This is a genomic window from Enterococcus sp. S86.2 (assembly GCF_059834485.2).
The window spans coordinates 852,220-870,809 of sequence record NZ_CM206813.1; the positions used below are offsets into that span (position 1 = coordinate 852,220).

Sequence of the window (18,590 nt, forward strand, 5' to 3'; positions counted from 1 at the left end):
AAGAGAAGAGAAATTTTTAACCTGTAATTATTATTTATTAAATAAGAAAATAAGACGCCATTCGGAGGAATTTTACGTGAAGAAGAGTTTGTTATCAGCATTATTAGTTTGCTCATTAACACTTGCAGCCGTACCAAGTAATGTAGCCTTTGCAGATACTATTGATGAGAAAATTGAAGCACAGGATCAAAAAATTAACAGCTTACAAGGTCAACAGGCTGATGTTTCCAATCAAATTAGTTCATTAGAAGCTGAAATTGCCGCAGTTGCTGAAAAAGTCAGCGACTTAGAAAATAAACAAGCTAAATTAAATGAAGACACAATGAAATTGCAAGATAAAATCGCTACATTAAAAGTGCGAATTGCTAAACGCGAAGAAGCAATCAAAAAACAAGCTCGCGATGTTCAAGTGAACGGTCAAAGCACAAACTTTATCGATGCAGTTGTTGAGTCTGACTCTCTATCAGATGCTATTGGTCGCGTTCAAGCGATGACAACAATTGTTAAGGCCAACAACGACTTGGTTGCCCAACAAAAACGTGACAAACAAGCAGTTGAAACAAAAGTTAAAGAAAATGAAGAAAAAGTTAACGCACTAGCTGCTAACCAAAAAGAGTTAGAAACACAGAAAAATGCGATTGCCAATAAGCAAGCCGAATTAAATGTCTTAAAAGCTAACTTAGCTGCTGAAGAAGCAACTGCTAAAAGCGACAAAGATAAATTAAATAAACAAAAAGCTCAAGCAGAAGCAGAAGCAGCTCGTATCCGCAAAGAACAAGAAGCAAAAGCTGCAGCTGCTGCAAAAGAAGCAGCTCGTCAAGAAAAATTAGCAGCACAAGCACAACAAGAAACTACTACTCCTGCTAATAATGAATCTGGTTCAACTGCAGGATCAACTGAAACAAATAAACCTGCGCAAGATAACCAAACAGGTAATACTGGTAATAATAACAATAATAATAATTCAAATGATAACGATACAAACAATGATAATAACGACTCTGGTAATAATAACTGGGGTGGTTCAGGTAATGGAATCGATCATTCTGGCTCAGGTAATATGTATGCACAAGGACAATGTACTTGGTATGTAAAACAAGTTGCGCCTTGGGTAGGTACTTACTGGGGTAATGGTGCACAATGGGGTGGTTCAGCTGCTGCTGATGGTTACCGCGTTGATGGAACACCAGCTGCTGGAGCAGTTGTAGTATTTGCTGGTGGCCAAAGTGTTGGTAGTTGGAATGCTGATCCAGTTTATGGTCACGTAGCTTACGTTGAATCATACAATGCAGCCAACAACACAATTACAATTTCACAAGGTGGTATGGGCTTCTCTTCACCAACTGGTCCAAACATCGAAACATTAAGCGCATCTGGCTTAACTTATATTCACCGTTAATGTAATGAATCTTCAAGACGTCGATAATATTTCGACGTCTTTTTTTGTTCTGTAAAGGAAGTATAAACTTTCCACACGAAAAAAATTGATTTGACTGCAATAAAATCGTTATGACTAAAAGTTAGGAGGTATAGTTCGCATTTTTAACGTCACTTTATTTTAGAGAGAAACACTCTTATGCTAGAATAAGAAGAATAACATGAAGTGAGCTAAAATAGAGGTGGATAAATTTGGCTGTATTTTTAGGAATCGATATTGGAACCACAGCAATTAAGCTAGGGGTAATTTATGAGCAACAACTATTGTTTGAAACGAGTGTGAAATTAACGACTTATGAAGATAAAGCAGCAAGATACCAACGTGCCTCAGAAATTATCGCTTTGTTAGAAAAAGGGATTTTTCTAATTCCGAAAGATCTACGAAAAAAAATTTCAATAATGAGTTTTAGTACGGCAATGCACAGTTTACGGCCGGCTAATAGTCAAAGGGTCTTTTTGTGGTCAGACTTACAGGCAGGAGAAACGATTGCGGAATTTTCTAAAACAAAATTAGCGAAGGATTTTTATCAACTAACAGGCACACCAATTCATGCAATGTCGCCTTTTGCAAAACTACTTTATTTTAAAGAAACTAATAAATATCAAGAAGTGACACAATGGTCGGGGTTAAAAGAACTGGTCTTGGAATACTTTACTGGGGAATTTATCATTGATCGTGCTTGTGCTTCAGCTACAGGATATTATGATTTGGAAAAGAAAACCTGGAGTACAGAAATTCTATCTTATCTGGCAATTAAGCCAAATCAATTAGCTGAAATTGTCGACACGACGAAAACACTGGCTATGAAGACAGATAAAATTAAACACTTTGGTTTTGCACCAAGGATAAAAGTTGCAGTTGGTGCTAGCGATGGCACGCTGGCAGCTTATGCCAGTTTTTATCGCACGAAAAGAACAGCCAGCCTAACAATTGGAACGAGTGCAGCAGTCCGACAAATTGTTACCACTGCGCAATTAGAACCAAATACACAAAATTTTTGTTACTATTTGAATGAAAAATACTTTGTAATTGGTGCACCTTCTAATAACGGTGCGTCATTATTGGAGTGGTCAGCTGCGCAATTAGCAAAAGATTCCTCTTCATTTTTTACCCAATTACCAGAGCTACTAGAAAAAACGACAATCGGTGCGAAGGGATTACGCTTTTTGCCTTATCTAAATGGTGAAAGAGCACCACTTTGGGATGAAACAGTAAGGGGCGGGTTTTATAACTTAACTCTACAACATACACGTGAAGATTTATTACGCAGTGTCATTGAAGGAATGCTATTAAATATTAGGCGTTTAGTAAAATTGGTAGCACCAAAGCAAGTGTTATCAGTAAGCGGTGGCTTTTTTAAAACGACGGAACTTGCGCAGTTGGCTAGTACAATTTTGGGTGCCAAGTGTATTTATGCGCCAGAAAACGAGCCCATTTTTGGCTTGTACTATTTGTATTTCGAGCCAGAAATACCCGCACAAAGAGCAGAATACCAGTTTGTACCAAATCCAAAAGAACAAGTGATTTATGAAAAACTTGCGAAAGATTATTTTCGCTAGTGAAAAGACCATCGTAGTTAAAGTTCATCTTTAACCACGATGGTCTTTTGGTTTGTCAAAAGTTTTGTAATGTACAAATGGGTAAATAAGTAAATTTATTACCTAATAATTTGATATTATGATTAGATAACGTCGAACTTATTATTCGTTGTTTTTTTTATGAAATCATACGAAAATAGACTAATTTGATATTTTTACAAAATGCCGTTTTAAAAAGGATAATGGAATTTTTTTCCGGAGTACTAAGGAAATATTCCGTTTGTTTGGAAAGCGTTTCCAAAATATACTATGTATGTAAATAACAAATAAGGAGGAGAATAAATGACAACTAGTTTTCCAAAAGATTTTCTCTGGGGTGGGGCAGTTGCAGCTCACCAATTAGAAGGTGCGTGGCAAGCTGGTGGTAAAGGTGTCAGTGTTGCTGACGTTATGACTGTCGGTTCACCAACCCATTATCGCGCCATTACAGATGGTGTCTTACCCAATGAGTATTATCCAAATCATGAGGGAATAGATTTTTATCATCGTTATAAAGAAGATATTGCTCTTTTTGCAGAAATGGGTTTTAAATGCTTTCGAACATCAATTGCGTGGACGCGGATTTTTCCTAACGGAGACGAAGCTGAGCCTAACGAAGTGGGGTTGAAATTTTATGATGACTTATTTGATGAATGTTTGAAGCATAATATTGAACCGGTTGTAACGTTGTCTCACTTTGAACTGCCGTATCATTTGGTAACAGAGTATGGTGGCTTTCGTAATCGTAAGTTAATTGACTTTTTCCTCCGTTTTGCTGAAGTTTGCTTTAAACGATACCAAAACAAAGTGAAATATTGGATGACTTTTAATGAAATCAATAATCAAGCAAACTTCCATGAAGATTTTGCTCCATTTACAAACTCTGGTATTTTTTATCAAGAAGGAGAAGATAGAGAAGCCATTATGTATCAGGCTGCTCATTATGAGCTTGTTGCTAGTGCTAAGGCAGTAAAAATTGGGAAAGCTATTAATCCAGATTTTCAAATTGGCTGTATGATTGCTTTTGCGCCATTATATGCGGTAAATGACAAGCCTGAAAATGCGTTGATGTCAATAAAATCAATGGAGAAACGTTATTACTTTTGTGATGTCCATGTTCACGGTTTTTATCCAAATCACATCTTGAAGTATTGGGAACGTAAAGGAATTAAAATTGATTTTACACGTGAAGATGAAAAAGCATTGAAAGAAGGCACGGTTGATTATATTGGTTTTAGTTATTATATGTCGCATGCAGTTGTTCATCATGAAGAAAATGTTCACTACGATTATGATGAGACAAAAGATTTAGTACGTAATGAATTTGTTAAAGCCTCTGATTGGGGCTGGCAAATCGATCCGGTTGGGTTACGTTATTCGTTAAACTGGTTCACAGACATGTATCACGTGCCATTATTCATTGTCGAAAATGGGTTTGGTGCTTACGACAAAAAAGAAGCAGATGGCAGTGTCCATGATGAGTACCGCATTGATTATTTAAAAGCACATATTGAACAAATGAAGTTAGCCGTAATTGAAGATGGGGTTCACTTGATGGGATATACCCCTTGGGGCTGTATTGATTTAGTTTCGGCTGGAACCGGAGAAATGGAAAAACGTTATGGTTTTATCTACGTTGATAAAGATAATAAAGGAAACGGGACTTTAGCAAGAAGTAAAAAAGATTCATTTTATTGGTATCAAGAAGTAATTCAAACAAATGGTGAAAAAATTTAGAAAATTTTGAGGAGTGTATGGATATGAAAAAAGCTTTAATAATTTGTGCTGCGGGGATGTCATCTTCAATGATGGCTGCAAAAACAACGGAATATTTTAAAAACAAAGGAGAAGAAATTGTTGTCGATGCTGTCTCTGCGACAGAAGGGGACAAAATGATTAAAACCAGTGATTTTGATTTATTTTTAATTTCGCCACAAACAACTATGTTTTTAGATAAATTCAAAAAATTAGGGTCAGAAGTTGGGAAGCCTGTTGTTAGTATCCCATTTCAAGCTTACGTACCAATTCCAACTGGTATTCAAAAACTAAGTGAAGTTATTGAAGAAAATATTTAGAAAATGAGGGAAGATAATGAGACCAAAGGAAAGAGAACTGCTCTTGCACTTAATCCAGTATCAAGGTGATTTTGTCACTAGCCAACATTTGGCCTCTGAGTTGTCATTGTCTGACCGTACTGTCCGCACATATATCACGCGTCTAAAAGAACTTATTGCAGAAAATGGGGGTGTGATCACTGCTAAACAAGGTTATGGTTATTGTTTGACTATTGTAAATAAATTGAATTTCGATCTTTTTTTGGCAAAACAAGGCATTACCTTAAATAGTGAAGAAAAAGCACCCTTGATTTCTGATATTACAGATCGGGAAAATTATATTCTAAATAAGTTGCTACTAGAAGAGGCAACTATAAATTTAGATGACTTGGCTGAAGAATTATTTATTAGTCGTTCTTCTTTGAGCAAAGATATGCAAGAAATCAAAGAGAAACTAAAACCGTATACGTTAACACTCGCTTCAAAGCATGGCGTGGGTCTTTTTGTTAAAGGGGATGAACGGAGTAAACGCCATTTCATTTTAGATACTTTTTTTGGGAAAAATTATACCAATTCGCTTAAAAAGTATCTAGGTAATAGCCCGCTTTTTCAAGATATTAGTTTTGAAGAATTGACGATTATTATTTTGGATGAAATTAGAGAGGCAAAGTTAAAAATATCTGACATTATTATTCAAAATTTAGTTCTGCATCTTGCCTTAAGTATTAAGCGTTTAAAAGAAGGTTTTGAAATCAAGGAACTCGGAATAGCAGCTGACATTTCTGAAAAGATAGAGTATGAAGTTGCTAGAAAAATAGTCAGTCGGATCGAGGTGTTTTCTAAAATCGCTTTTCCCTCAGAAGAGATATCTTATCTTGCCTTACACTTAATGGCAAAATCAAATCATCCGGTTGTAGAAGAAAATCAAGAACTAACGGGAGCGCTAACTCAGGCTATAGCACTATTAAGTAACAGCCTAGGTTATTCTCTAAACGAAGATTATCAGTTGAAAAGTGGTCTATTGGATCATTTAAAGCCAATGCTAGTTCGGCTCGAAAGAAAAATTTCTTTAGATAATCCATTGACAAGTGAAATAAAAAGTAATTATCCCCAGGCCTTTGAGCTAACTAAAAACTATTTAGGTCAGATGCCAGTTCTAAAAGATTATCAAATTACCGATGATGAATGGGCGTATTTAACTTTACATGTAATGGCAGCGATGGAAAAAGCTAAAGACATGCAAAAAGTCCATGCTTTGATTATTTGTGCTACGGGTTATGGCAGCGCACAATTGTTAAAAAATCGTGTTGTTAACGAATTTGATAACCATATTACAATTACCAATGTTCAGGGGTATTACGAAATTAATGAGACTAGTTTAAATGATGCAGATTTAATCATTTCTTCGATTGATCTTTCGGCTATGGTTTTTCCCATTCCAGTTATTCATGTGAGTGTTTTTCTAAACGATGAGGATGTTGCAAGAATTCGGAAAACGATTCATAAAATTAGTACCAAAAATCGACAAATGATAAATCTTAAATTAAATGACGGAAAAGATCAGCGTAAACAAAATATGCTCACAGAACAGATGGGGGAAAAGTATTTTAAACTTTACGACATTGTGCCAACCAAGGAGCAGGTCTTACAAGAATTGGCAGAATTATTGCGTGTTAATGAAGCTGAAAATTATCCTAAAGAATTGTTAGAACAGATTAATCATCGTGAACAAATGGGACAGATTATTTTTAGTGAAAGCATTGTTGTCCCACATCCAGCACTACCGGTGGGAATTTCTACCAAAATTGCTGTGGCGCTGATTCCAAGGGGAATGAGCTGGGATGAAGAAAAGAAAATTCACTTTGTCTTTTTGATTTCGCCTTCTTATATCGAAAATAAAGGAATCACCGTTATGACTAAAGCGATTGTCAAATTAGTAGATTGCTTACCGTTCCAAGAAAAAATGTTAGCAGAACCAACTTTTACCAATTTTAGTCAACTATTTTTACAATTAATGTAAGAAAGGGAGGAGGAAAATTATGACACCAGCCAATGAAAATGTGATGAGTAGTGAAGAAATTCAAGTAGCGGCTTTTGAAATTATTTTAAATAGTGGAAATGCTCGTACTACTATTCATAAAGCCTTTGCTGCCATGAGGAAAAATGATTTTAGTAATGCAGAACAGCTTTTAAATGAGGCTAATGAAGAAATTTTACAAGCACATAAATCACAAACCGCGTTATTAAAAGATTATGCAGGTGGCAAAAAAATTGAAATGGAGATCATTATGGTTCATGCACAAGATCACTTGATGACTACGATGACGCTACTAGAAGTTGCCCAAGAAATGAAATATCTTTATGAGCAAAATGCACAAAATCAAAAAAATTAAAAGGAGGTAAAATCATGAAAGATGCCGATAAAAAAGCCCTCGATTTAGATCGTAAAAAGCTAAGTCTTAAAACAATGTATTTTAATCGTTATCTTTTCGTTCGGTATCTGAGCGCGGGCTTTTTCTTTATTAATTTATACTGGTTGATTGCACTGTTTTTAGTTCAGGAAAAAACGATCTTTATTCCAGCTCTTTTAATTCTTGGTATTTTACCAGCTGTCTTTGAACAAGCAAAGTTGTATAGTACACCAAAAAATGTAACACCGCGCACAACAGGTTATTACTGGTTGCAGTTAATCGTCAATGTTGGATTGTTACTCGCCACTTTTACGCCATTATTTCATAGATTATTTCCTTTTATGAAGCAAGGAATAAATGGCCGTGCTTTTATCGTGGCAGCTATTTTAATTGGTTGTTTCTTATGTTTATGGATTCAACATCGTTTACGTGATATCAGTAGTAATCATGACAAGCACTATCAACGGATTAAACAATATGAAAAATCGTTATACCTATGAAAGGGGAGTAAGATATGTTTAATTTTTTACAAAAATATTTAATGGGACCGATGGGGAAAGTCGCCCAAATGAAAATTGTTCGTGCGGTTATGGCAGCCGGGATGGCTTCCATTCCATTTACTATTGTTGGTTCAATGTTTTTGGTTTTAAATGTGTTACCAGTAGCATTTTCTGGATTAGAGGGAATATTTGAAGCTAGTTTTTTCAAGATCAGTGATTTATATATGGTAGCAAATACTATGACAATGGGTATTTTAGCTATTTATTTTGCAATCGTTTTCGCTTATGAATTGACATCCATTGAACGAGATGAACAAGGCTTAAATGTTAACCCATTAACGGGTGCACTTTTGGCAGTTTTTGCATTCTTTATGTGTATCCCTGAAATTGTCTGGGAAGGAGGTAAAATGACGTTAGTTAACTCAATTACCGATACTGAAAAAGTAGTAAATGGGATTCGTATGGGGTCTTTTGCTGATCGTCTAGGGACGTCTGGTATTTTTACTGGTATTATCATGTCCGTTATTGCAGTTGAATTATATTGCTTGTGTGTAAAACGTAATTTAGTAATTAAAATGCCAGATGTTGTGCCACCAGGTGTTTCACGTTCTTTTACCGCTTTAATCCCAACTTTTGTAATCGCTTTTGTTGTAATGATTATTAACGGCGTTTTGATTGCCCTTGGTACAGATATTTTTAAAGTCATCTACATTCCATTTAGTTTTGTGACGAATTTAACCAATACATGGCTAGGAATCATGGTGATTTACTTCTTAATCCATGCACTATGGATTGTCGGAATTCATGGAGCAAATATTATTACTTCTTTTCTAACTCCAATTGTACTAGCCAATATGGCTGCCAATGCGGCGGGAGCAAATTATCCACTAGCTGGTGAATTTAATAACTCTTATGTAACCGTTGGTGGTTCTGGTGCAACGTTAGGATTGATTATTTTTATTGCGTTCATGGCAAAATCAGATCAATTAAAAGTTTTAGGAAAAGCTTCGCTTGTGCCGGGCATTTTTAACATCAATGAACCAATTATTTTTGGTATGCCAATTGTTTACAATCCATTTTTGGCTTTACCATTTTTCTTAGCACCAATGGCTTCAGCATCTTTAGCCTATTTTGCTATTAAATTTGAAATTGTTAAACCAATGCTAGCGCAAATGCCTTGGCCATCTCCAGTAGGAATTGGTGCATTCATTGGTTCTGGTGGTGACTGGAAAGCAGCTGTTTTAGCTGTATTGTGTGCAATACTAGCTTTTGCAATCTGGTTTCCATTCATCAAATTCTATGACAATAAATTGTTGAAAGAAGAACAAGAAAAAGCCAAAGAATTAGCAGCTTAATTAAATAAGTGAACCGTCTCTTTTTAAGAGACGGTTTTTTTTTAGCCAATTATTTATAAAAACATAATTGTGAATAATTGGCTATTTATGTAAACGACAAAACAAAAAACGCTCGCATTTGCGAACGTTTTTTGCCTTTATGGGAAAATAAGAAATGAACAAGATTAAGGTAATTTAATAACATTTTCGCTATCTTTATCAAAGAAATGAGCTTTATTGATATTGAAAGCAAGGTCAATGAATTCACCTGGTTTATGGAAGTCACGGGCATCAACTTTTGATACAAATTCAGTTTCGCCAGTTTTTGTATACAACATGGATTCTGCTCCAAGTAATTCTGAAACAACGACTTCAGCGTTAACTGTTGCTTCTGGTGAAGCGTCAATTGCGACTTGTTCAGAGTGAATATCTTCCGGACGAATACCAAAGATAACTTCTTTTCCTTCGTAACCTTTTTCAACTAAAATTTTATTTTTTCCTTCTGGAATACGTAATTTTAAGCCATAGCCATCTGTGATTACTCCGTTATTTAATGTAACGTTGAAGAAGTTCATAGCAGGAGAGCCAATGAAACCTGCAACAAAGACATTTACCGGTGTATCGTATACTTGTTGCGGTGTGCCGATTTGTTGGATAAAACCATCTTTCATGATAACAATTCGGTCAGCCATTGTCATAGCTTCGGTTTGGTCATGGGTTACGTAAATTGTAGTTGTGTTTAAACGTTGGTGTAATTTCGCAATTTCAGCACGCATGGCAACACGTAATTTTGCATCTAAGTTTGACAAAGGTTCATCCATTAAGAAGACTTTTGCATCACGAACGATTGCACGACCTAACGCAACCCGTTGACGTTGTCCACCAGATAAAGCGGCAGGTTTACGGTCTAAATATTCTGTTAAGCCTAAAATTTCAGCCGCATTTTCAACCCGTGTTTTAATATCTGCTTTGTCATATTTACGTAATTTTAAACCAAAAGCCATGTTATCAAATACTGTCATATGTGGGTATAATGCGTAGTTTTGGAATACCATGGCGATGTCGCGATCTTTTGGTGCAACGTCATTCATGACTTTTTCGCCAATTGAAAGTTCGCCTTCTGTAATATCTTCAAGGCCAGCAATCATTCGTAAAGTTGTTGATTTACCACAACCTGAAGGACCAACGAAAACGATAAATTCGCGATCTGCGATATTCAAATTAAAATCTGTAACGGAATAGTTTTCCGCATTGTCGTATTTTTTATAGACATGATTTAATGCCATTTGTACCATAATGATTACCTCTTTTTCTTTTTATTGTTTTGCTATGAACTTAGTATATATGTAACCGTTTTTATTTGTTAGGTCAGAATGCACAAAATCAGTCATTTTTTTTGTGCACTTTTTTGAAAATGGTTTCATTTTTTGTAGCAGCAAAATTTTTTTGTTTATTAAAACTTGAATTGACCGACTTTTCAGCGCATATACAGACAATGAGCGAAAAAATTTTATTTTTTTTGTTGACAAAAAAATTTGACTAGCGTAAACTTCATTTCAACAAATAAATAAACTTTCGTTGATGAGGAAAGTAAGTTTGGCGGACATTTTAGAGAGACACTGGTTGGTGGAAAGTGTTATGGACAAAATACTGAAAATGGCCTTGGAGAAAAAGTATGTCGATAAGTAGGCAGCTTCGGAATGTTTCACCGTTAAAAGAAACACCAATACTTTACGGGATATTTGGTAAACGTTGGATAGAGGAAAGCATAGCTTTCAAACAAAGGTGGTAACACGATTATTCGTCCTTTTATAGATTATTTTCTATAAAAGGGCTTTTTTTATATATAAATTACGATGACCAGGTAAGTAGACAGTGAATTTTTTTAACAGAGAGCTTCGGTAGCTGAGAAGAAGTAAAAATGAAGTTGTTGAAAATGACCTGATAGTAAATTATTTTCGAGCTAAGAAGTAAGAAGATAACGGGGGCGCCCGCTACAGCGCTAGAGTATGCTAGTACTTGAAGAGGAATTTAGCGTGAGCTAAATTCAAAATGAGGTGGTAACACGCAAAAAGCGTCCTCAAGCAAAGAAAATTTCTTTGTTTGAGGATGCTTTTTTTGTATCAATGATTTTTTGAAAGGATGAAGATAATGGGGCAAAAACGAATGTGATGCTTTTGAAAAGACGGCATAAGACGGATTTTTAGGAGGAGAAACATGATTGATTTAAAAAATATTTCGGTGATATTTACCCAAGATAAAGATAAGGTGATTAATGCTGTTACCGATGTAGATTTGCATATCCAAAAAGGAGATGTATATGGAATTGTCGGGTATTCAGGAGCCGGTAAAAGTACATTAGTGCGTGTGATTAATTTATTGCAACGACCAACAAGGGGTACGGTGACGATTAATAATACAGAATTAACTGCCTTAAAGGATAAAAAACTACGAGAAAAACGCAAAGAAATTGGGATGATTTTCCAACATTTCAATTTGATGAATAGTCGAACGATTTTTGAAAACGTGGCATTTTCCCTTAAATACACAGGAAAATCCAAACAGGAGCGTCAACAAAAAGTCGATGAACTATTAGCGTTGGTGGGTATAAAAGATAAAGCAAATAGTTATCCCGCACAATTATCCGGTGGTCAAAAGCAGCGCGTGGCGATTGCGCGTGCTTTAGCGAATAATCCGAGTATTTTATTATGTGATGAAGCGACGAGTGCACTTGATCCTAAAACAACATCACAGATTTTAGCCCTTTTAAAAGATCTAAATAAGAAATTGGGCTTAACAATTATCATAATTACACATGAGATGCAGGTGGTAAAAGAAATTTGTAATAAAGTCGCTGTCATGGAAGCTGGCAAAATTATTGAAAAAGGTAGCAGTATTCAAGTTTTTAGCCAACCAAAGCAAGCATTAACCCGCGATTTTATTCGGACAGCAACCCATATTGATCAAGCCCTCGAGACTATTTTAACAAGCGAAAAATTTAGTCGCTTAGCAGAAAATGAATGGTTAGTGGAATTGGCGTATGTAGGCGATCAGACCAATGAACCTTTGATTGCACAGCTATATAGCCGCTATCAAGTTGTGACCAATATTTTATATGGCAACGTTGAAATTATTCAAGATGTGCCACTAGGAAGTTTAGTTGTGACATTGGCAGGAGAAGAAAATCAGCGACGCCAAGCCTTAAAACATTTACAAAAACTTGGCGTTTATACGAATGTTTTAAAATACTCGAAAGAAAGCGCCAAAGTTGTGAGTGGAGGTTTTTAGAATGCAGGCATTATTAGAAAAATATTTCCCCAATGTACTTGCAATACCAGACGAATTTATTGAAGCAACCAAACAAACATTGTACATGTCATTTTGGACCGCATTGTTTGGAGGCGTTTTGGGGATTTTATTAGGTGTTGTGTTAGTTGTAAGTCGTCCTGGTGGAATTTTACAAAATCGGCCATTATACAATGTTCTAGATAAATTAATTAATATTGTACGCTCGATTCCTTTTATTATTATGTTGTCGCTTTTAGCTTTAGTTACTCGCTTTATCGTGGGGACAACTATTGGGGAAAAAGCCGCTTTAGTACCTTTAGTGGTGGGGGTAGTGCCATTTTTTGCTCGTCAAATTGAAAATGCTCTGTTAGAAGTTGATTCAGGAGTAGTGGAGGCAGCGCAAGCAATGGGAACAAGTCCGGTGGGCATTATTTTTAGGGTGTATTTATTAGAAGGTTTGCCAGGAATCATCCGTGTTAGTGCTCTAACCATTATTAACGTTATTGGCTTAACCACAATGGCAGGAGCTGTCGGAGCTGGCGGCTTAGGAAATCTAGCTATTTCTAGGGGCTATAATCGTTTTCAAACCGACGTGACGATTGTTGCAACACTGTTGATATTAATTTTAGTCTTTATCAGTCAATTTATTAGCAATCAAATTATTAAAAAAATTAGTCATTAGAATACGAAATTATTTGGAGGAATAAAAAATGAAAAAATTAGTCAAATTAGGCTTTGTTGCTGTCGCGTTGTTGTTAGTTGCCACAGGATGTTCAAAAGGAAATGCCAAAGCAAAGGATGATACAAAAGAAACGACGGTTAAATTAGGTGTTATCGGTTCAGATACAGATGTTTGGGATAATGTAAAAGAACGTCTCAAAAAAGACGGCATTAATTTAGACTACGTAAAATTTACGGACTACAATCAGCCCAATGCGGCATTAGCGGATAAATCCATTGATTTGAATGCTTTTCAACATCAATTTTTCTTAGATAATTACAACAAAGAACATGGGACCAATCTTGTGTCAATTGGGAATACTGTTAATGCACCATTAGGAATTTATTCAGACAAACTAAAAGATGTGAAAGAATTAAAAGACGGTGCTAAGGTTGCGATTCCAAATGATGTGACAAATGGCGGACGGGCATTACTGCTTTTACAAACAGCCGGCTTAATTAAAGTAGATCCAGCTAAAAAGCAAACGCCCACAGTTTCTGACATTACAGAAAACAAAAAAGATTTGAAAATCACTGAATTAGATGCTGCGCAAACAGCGCGGGCTTTATCAGATGTTGCGATTTCTGTTATTAACAGTGGTGTTGCAGTTGATGCAGGATTTACACCTACTAAAGATGCAATCTTTTTAGAACCGGTGGATGATAACGCACGACCTTATGTCAATATTATCGTTGCACGTAAAGAAGATGAAAATAATAAAATTTATCAAAAAATTGTAACAGCCTACCAAACAAATGAAACAAAAAAAGTGATTGAAGAAACGTCAAAAGGTTCAAGTGTACCAGCGTGGGAAACTTTTGGTCGCAAGTGATTAACTAGCATTTCAATAATAGAAAAGAAAACTGCACGTTAAAACGATTCGGTTATATTTATAAAAAATTGAGGAGTGAACAGTATGCCAACAACAAGAAAACAACACATTGAAGAATTTATTACAACGAATTTACCAACCTATCAAGAAATTGCGTTAGATATTCATCAGCATCCCGAAGTCAGTAATTATGAATTTTATTCTTCAGATGTTTTAATTAGACAATTGGAAAAAGAAGGATTTTCTGTCAAAAAAGATGTCGCCGGACACCGAACAGGATTTGACGCCCGCTTTACTACAGGAAAACCTGGACCCGTGATTGTTTTTTTAGCTGAATTTGATGCATTGCCGGGAATTGGTCATGCTTGTGGACACAATCTTTTTGGAACCTATTCTGTTTTAGCTGCGAGTGCATTGAAAGATTTGATTGCAGATTTTGGTGGCGAAATTCGCGTTTATGGTACACCTGGTGAAGAAGGGGGCGAAAATGGTTCAGCAAAGGGAAGTTTTGTACGAGATGGTTTCTTTGCTGATGTTGATGCAGCTTTGTGTGTTCACCCAGCTTACCATTATGGCAAAACGACAGCTTCTTTAGCCAATGATCCTGTCGACATTAAATTTTATGGGCGTGCCTCCCATGCCGCCGGAGCACCAGAAAAAGGGATTAGTGCCTTAGAAGCATTATTACAAGTTTTCAATGGAATCAATGGTTTACGTTTGTATTTGCCAAAAGATGTAAACATTCATGGCATTATTACTGATGGTGGACTAGCAGCCAATGTAATTCCTGAATATGCGGCAGGCCGCTTTTATCTGCGGGCTAAAAATCGGAGTACTTTAAATGAAGTATATCAAAAGGTAGAAAATGTGGTAAAAGCCGCTGCATTAGCAACTGGAGCGCGCTATGAATTTGGTCTTTTCCAAAATTCAGTCGACGATGTGATTGTAACTCCAAGTTTTGACGAATTGTTTTTCAACCATTTAGCCCAATTGAATATTCCAACTGAGGAAATAGAAACAGAAATACGCACAAGTTTAGGCTCTTCTGATGTCGGAAATGTTAGTCAAGTTGTTCCAACAATTCAACCGACAGTTTCTATTTCAGATGATTATATCGCCGGACACTCTGAAGAATTTAAAGCAGCGGCTAAAAGTGAAAAGGGATTGGCATCTATTGCTATTGCAGCACAACTTCTAGCTCAAACAGCCTTAGATTTATTTGAACAGCCCGAATTATTGGCTAAAATTAAGGGCGATCATAAAGCAAGCTTGGCAAAGGGAAACTAATTTTTTAAAAATGCGTCAAAAAAAATCGCGCCCAAAACAACTGGGCACGATTTTTTTATTTATAATTCAGAAAAACAGGTGATTAGTAGATGACAAAACATCAGGTCATCCATTTTTTTTAAGTCTAAACCAGTTGCCTCTTGAAATTTATCAATCCGATAGCTAATGGTATTACGATGTAAGAATAACGTCTTAGCAGCTGAACTAACATTTCCTTGTGCCTGCCACAAGGCTTCCAAAATGGAAACCATCTCTGAGTCACTAAACCAGCGGTCATGTAAGTTTTTAAACAACGTAATTTCCCCCATGGTATCTCCAATCAGGTACATAATCGCTGAATTTGAAAGTGTAAAATTTTGTTGACTATTGTTCCGATGAGATTGTTGCAAAAAGATTTGGCGTTCGGTTTGAAAATCTATAGCCAATGCTTGGCTGATCTTGTGGAAGCTTCCGACAAAGACTTGACTGTAACAGTTGAAGTCGCTATCCAGCGCTTGGAAAATACCAAACAATTCATCGGTTGAAAAATTTCCAACGTCTTTATTTTCGACTAAAATAAAAGTGTCAAAACTAAGCCAAAAACTATCAGAAACAGTTTGGATTATTTCACTTGCTGCATGCTGCCAAGCGGCTTTTTCAAAAGATTTGCCGCTTTTTACTTTTATTTGCAAAATGCGTACGTATCCTGTGTGACTAGGAATTTCCCCTTTAAATAAGATGCGGTAAAAACGGTGGCTGACGACATCTTTTGGTTCACTAATAGTAGGTAAAAATAGCTGCAGCAATTTACGTTCATTTTCGTTTAATTGACTGGCAATGAGTAAGGCATATCCTTCTTCAAGGGGGATACAATAAAATTTTGGATCATCTAAGGCAATGTTACTAAAACGCGCATCGGGGTAGATTTGTTGGATTTTATCAAAGGTCATAATAGACTCCTTTAGTAGTTGGTACAAATTTTATCGGGAATACATAAAAAGCAATTTATTTGGCTAAAGCGCGAACTGCTATAATATTTTCATTTTGTGCTAAGCCATCGATAATTTCTGCCGATCTATCTGCACTAATAAAAGCAATGGCATAATTTTTTCTGAAAATTTTGATTTCGTCTTGGGTATCCACATAGTAATCGGTCGTAATAGCTTTTATCCCGCGACTTTTGAAAAATTCATGAATAAAAGGTTCAGCTTCATCTGGATGAATATATTTAATTTGAAAATTTTTGTTTGTTGGGACATGGACGATTTTTTTTAGCAATACCAAAACTGCAATGACCGCGATAAAACTAAGTAAGGCAATGGCATAATACCCCATGCCGATGGCAAGACCTAATCCTGCAGTCGCCCAAAGCGAGGCAGCAGTAGTTAACCCGCGAATGGAATGGTGGGTAACAACAATTGTCCCAGCTCCTAAAAACCCAATACCACTAACCACTTGCGCGATTAAACGCGCCTGGTCCGCCCGGATTACAGTTGCGATTTGCGGATTATTTTTAGCAAAGATAACGGCTTGGGCGGCAATTTCTTGCTGCATCATGGCAATGATACACGCCCCGATTCCAACTAAAATATGGGTCCGCATTCCCGCTGGCCGATTTTTTTGTTCGCGATCAAAACCAATAATGCCACTGGTTAAAATCACTAAAGCAAGACGACATAAAATTTCCCCCACACTAACACGAAACATGAGCTCTCCTCCTTTACAATAATGAGCAACTGCCAAAAGCAGTCTTTACAAGCTGAAATGAAAGAAATAAATGACAATAGCATTTTTTGGCTAAAACCTGCAGCAGCTTCTCTTCCACTATAATATTCTGGCAAAAATTCCGCAAATAAAATTCTGACCTTAGCAAAAAAAGAGTTTTTAGATAATTGAAAGTTTATACAAAAGCCTTTTGAATCTTATTATTTAATTGCTTGTAACATGTTACGGGAAATGTAACATGTTTTCTTTATCACAAGTTGCATTCTAAAGCTTTGAAAACCCTTTCTAAAATCTTGGTGTCACGCTATGCTGAGTATGTCAAAAGCATTACTCGAGTAAAGACAACTATATTAATTATCTAAAGGAGCGTTATACCATGCAAAAAAGAGATTTTATCGACACAAATGATTTTACTAAAGCAGAAATTGAATATTTAATCGCATTAGCCTTAAAAATTAAAGATAGTATCAAACATGGGCATTATCCTTTGCTACTTAAAAATAAAACATTGGGGATGATTTTTGAACAGTCTTCTACCCGTACGCGTGTATCTTTTGAAACTGCAATGACACAACTGGGGGGACATGCGCAATACTTAGCACCTGGTCAAATTCAATTAGGTGGACACGAAAGTCTAGCTGATACAGCTCGGGTATTATCTCGCTTAGTAGATATTTTAATGGCACGAGTAGAACGTCATGAATCTGTTGTTGCACTTGCCAAAGATGCGACAATTCCAGTTATTAATGGAATGAGTGATTACAACCACCCAACTCAAGAATTAGGCGACATTATCACGATGACAGAACATCTACCAGCTGGTAAAAAATTATCTGACTGTAAAATTGTTTTTGTTGGCGATGCAACGCAAGTTTGTGTTTCAACAATGTTTATGGCCACAAAAATGGGAATGGACTTTGTCCAATTTGGGCCTAAAGGGTTCCAAATTAAAGAAGAAACGTTGGCGATTGGCAAATCCAATGCCCAAAAATCTGGTGGTAGCGTCTTAATCACAGAAGATGCTGATGAAGCGTTAAAAGATGCTGATTTTGTTTACACCGATGTTTGGTATGGCTTGTATGAAGCAGAATTATCAGAAGAAGAGCGGATGAATGTTTTCTATCCTAAATATCAAGTCAATGATGAATTAATGGCTAAAGCTGCACCAGATGCTAAATTTTTACATTGCTTGCCTGCCACACGTGGTGAAGAGGTTACGGATGAAGTATTAGATGGCAGTCAATCGGTTGTTTTAGATGAAGCCGAAAATCGTTTGACAGCAATGCGGGCACTATTAGTTTATTTCTTAAATCCTTATTTGGATTATGCCGATGATGCATTGGCTACTAAATTTGATGGCGAATTGCAATACATGTTGCAACCAAAACGTCAATTAGAACGTAAAGACTAGCAAGTTTTCTGAAATTTGAAAAGCTGTGACAAA

16 protein-coding genes and 2 other annotated features are annotated in these 18,590 nt (G+C 36.2%); of the genes, 13 read left to right on the forward strand and 3 right to left on the reverse strand.

Annotated features, from left to right (window positions below; all coding sequences use genetic code 11):
- The first annotated feature begins 76 nt into the window (after nt 1-76).
- The 8 genes from AC6R0T_RS03860 (at nt 77) to celB (ending at nt 9,335) form a co-directional block, all read left to right on the forward strand.
- Nucleotides 77-1,399 (forward strand): CHAP domain-containing protein, encoded by a 1,323-nt coding sequence (locus tag AC6R0T_RS03860; protein ID WP_206903802.1) that lies wholly within the window; start codon nt 77-79, stop codon nt 1,397-1,399.
- Nucleotides 1,400-1,629: 230 nt separating this feature from the next.
- Nucleotides 1,630-2,997 (forward strand): gluconokinase, encoded by a 1,368-nt coding sequence (locus AC6R0T_RS03865; protein WP_303754486.1) that lies wholly within the window; start codon nt 1,630-1,632, stop codon nt 2,995-2,997.
- Nucleotides 2,998-3,318: 321 nt separating this feature from the next.
- Nucleotides 3,319-4,752 (forward strand): 6-phospho-beta-glucosidase, encoded by a 1,434-nt coding sequence (locus AC6R0T_RS03870; RefSeq protein ID WP_303754485.1) that lies wholly within the window; start codon nt 3,319-3,321, stop codon nt 4,750-4,752.
- 23 nt (nt 4,753-4,775) lie between these two features.
- Nucleotides 4,776-5,090 (forward strand): PTS cellobiose transporter subunit IIB, encoded by a 315-nt coding sequence (locus AC6R0T_RS03875; RefSeq protein WP_230708972.1) that lies wholly within the window; start codon nt 4,776-4,778, stop codon nt 5,088-5,090.
- A 16-nt stretch (nt 5,091-5,106) separates the two neighbouring features.
- On the forward strand, nt 5,107-7,089 hold the full coding sequence (locus AC6R0T_RS03880) for a BglG family transcription antiterminator (protein ID WP_303754484.1): 1,983 nt from the start codon (nt 5,107-5,109) through the stop codon (nt 7,087-7,089).
- A gap of 19 nt (nt 7,090-7,108) precedes the next feature.
- Entirely contained in the window at nt 7,109-7,462 is a 354-nt protein-coding gene (locus tag AC6R0T_RS03885) for a PTS cellobiose transporter subunit IIA (RefSeq protein WP_396139427.1), read from the forward strand.
- A gap of 14 nt (nt 7,463-7,476) precedes the next feature.
- A complete protein-coding gene (locus AC6R0T_RS03890; protein ID WP_303754483.1) occupies nt 7,477-7,980 on the forward strand; it encodes a hypothetical protein in 504 nt (167 codons plus the stop codon).
- Nucleotides 7,981-7,994: 14 nt separating this feature from the next.
- Nucleotides 7,995-9,335, forward strand: coding sequence for a PTS cellobiose transporter subunit IIC (celB, locus tag AC6R0T_RS03895; RefSeq protein WP_303754482.1), 1,341 nt, complete (start codon nt 7,995-7,997; stop codon nt 9,333-9,335).
- 164 nt (nt 9,336-9,499) lie between these two features.
- Here celB and AC6R0T_RS03900 read toward each other — a convergent pair whose 3' ends face one another.
- A complete protein-coding gene (locus tag AC6R0T_RS03900; RefSeq protein ID WP_206903804.1) occupies nt 9,500-10,609 on the reverse strand; it encodes an ABC transporter ATP-binding protein in 1,110 nt (369 codons plus the stop codon).
- A gap of 274 nt (nt 10,610-10,883) precedes the next feature.
- Nucleotides 10,884-11,126: a binding site (T-box leader), on the forward strand.
- A 35-nt stretch (nt 11,127-11,161) separates the two neighbouring features.
- Nucleotides 11,162-11,399 (forward strand) — a binding site (T-box leader).
- Between the two features lie 132 nt (nt 11,400-11,531).
- Between AC6R0T_RS03900 and AC6R0T_RS03905 the strand changes: the two genes are divergently transcribed.
- The 4 genes from AC6R0T_RS03905 (at nt 11,532) to AC6R0T_RS03920 (ending at nt 15,442) form a co-directional block, all read left to right on the forward strand.
- Complete coding sequence (locus tag AC6R0T_RS03905) at nt 11,532-12,602, forward strand: methionine ABC transporter ATP-binding protein (RefSeq protein WP_303754481.1); 1,071 nt, start codon at nt 11,532-11,534, stop codon at nt 12,600-12,602.
- 1 nt (nt 12,603) lies between these two features.
- Entirely contained in the window at nt 12,604-13,284 is a 681-nt protein-coding gene (locus AC6R0T_RS03910; RefSeq protein WP_303754480.1) for a methionine ABC transporter permease, read from the forward strand.
- Between the two features lie 28 nt (nt 13,285-13,312).
- Nucleotides 13,313-14,155, forward strand: coding sequence for a MetQ/NlpA family ABC transporter substrate-binding protein (locus tag AC6R0T_RS03915; RefSeq protein ID WP_303754479.1), 843 nt, complete (start codon nt 13,313-13,315; stop codon nt 14,153-14,155).
- An 84-nt stretch (nt 14,156-14,239) separates the two neighbouring features.
- Entirely contained in the window at nt 14,240-15,442 is a 1,203-nt protein-coding gene (locus AC6R0T_RS03920) for a M20 family metallopeptidase (RefSeq protein WP_303754478.1), read from the forward strand.
- A 59-nt stretch (nt 15,443-15,501) separates the two neighbouring features.
- On the opposite strand, the gene AC6R0T_RS03925 is transcribed toward AC6R0T_RS03920, so the two are convergent.
- Both AC6R0T_RS03925 and AC6R0T_RS03930 read right to left on the reverse strand, forming a co-directional pair.
- Nucleotides 15,502-16,371: a helix-turn-helix domain-containing protein gene (locus tag AC6R0T_RS03925; protein ID WP_303754477.1), complete on the reverse strand. Its 870-nt coding sequence runs from the start codon at nt 16,369-16,371 to the stop codon at nt 15,502-15,504.
- 55 nt (nt 16,372-16,426) lie between these two features.
- Entirely contained in the window at nt 16,427-17,128 is a 702-nt protein-coding gene (locus AC6R0T_RS03930; RefSeq protein WP_230708951.1) for an MgtC/SapB family protein, read from the reverse strand.
- Nucleotides 17,129-17,522: 394 nt separating this feature from the next.
- Between AC6R0T_RS03930 and ptcA the strand changes: the two genes are divergently transcribed.
- Complete coding sequence (gene ptcA / locus AC6R0T_RS03935; RefSeq protein ID WP_303754476.1) at nt 17,523-18,557, forward strand: putrescine carbamoyltransferase; 1,035 nt, start codon at nt 17,523-17,525, stop codon at nt 18,555-18,557.
- The last annotated feature ends 33 nt before the right edge of the window (nt 18,558-18,590 follow it).

Coding starts and splice junctions, on each gene's coding strand:
- AC6R0T_RS03910 (WP_303754480.1), top strand. CDS start 12,604: ATGCAGGCATTATTAGAAAAATATTTCCCCAATGTACTTGCAATACCA.
- AC6R0T_RS03915 (WP_303754479.1), top strand. CDS start 13,313: ATGAAAAAATTAGTCAAATTAGGCTTTGTTGCTGTCGCGTTGTTGTTA.
- celB (WP_303754482.1), top strand. CDS start 7,995: ATGTTTAATTTTTTACAAAAATATTTAATGGGACCGATGGGGAAAGTC.
- AC6R0T_RS03930 (WP_230708951.1), bottom strand. CDS start 17,128: ATGTTTCGTGTTAGTGTGGGGGAAATTTTATGTCGTCTTGCTTTAGTG.
- AC6R0T_RS03880 (WP_303754484.1), top strand. CDS start 5,107: ATGAGACCAAAGGAAAGAGAACTGCTCTTGCACTTAATCCAGTATCAA.
- AC6R0T_RS03905 (WP_303754481.1), top strand. CDS start 11,532: ATGATTGATTTAAAAAATATTTCGGTGATATTTACCCAAGATAAAGAT.
- AC6R0T_RS03925 (WP_303754477.1), bottom strand. CDS start 16,371: ATGACCTTTGATAAAATCCAACAAATCTACCCCGATGCGCGTTTTAGT.
- ptcA (WP_303754476.1), top strand. CDS start 17,523: ATGCAAAAAAGAGATTTTATCGACACAAATGATTTTACTAAAGCAGAA.
- AC6R0T_RS03875 (WP_230708972.1), top strand. CDS start 4,776: ATGAAAAAAGCTTTAATAATTTGTGCTGCGGGGATGTCATCTTCAATG.
- AC6R0T_RS03885 (WP_396139427.1), top strand. CDS start 7,109: ATGACACCAGCCAATGAAAATGTGATGAGTAGTGAAGAAATTCAAGTA.
- AC6R0T_RS03900 (WP_206903804.1), bottom strand. CDS start 10,609: ATGGTACAAATGGCATTAAATCATGTCTATAAAAAATACGACAATGCG.
- AC6R0T_RS03890 (WP_303754483.1), top strand. CDS start 7,477: ATGAAAGATGCCGATAAAAAAGCCCTCGATTTAGATCGTAAAAAGCTA.
- AC6R0T_RS03920 (WP_303754478.1), top strand. CDS start 14,240: ATGCCAACAACAAGAAAACAACACATTGAAGAATTTATTACAACGAAT.
- AC6R0T_RS03870 (WP_303754485.1), top strand. CDS start 3,319: ATGACAACTAGTTTTCCAAAAGATTTTCTCTGGGGTGGGGCAGTTGCA.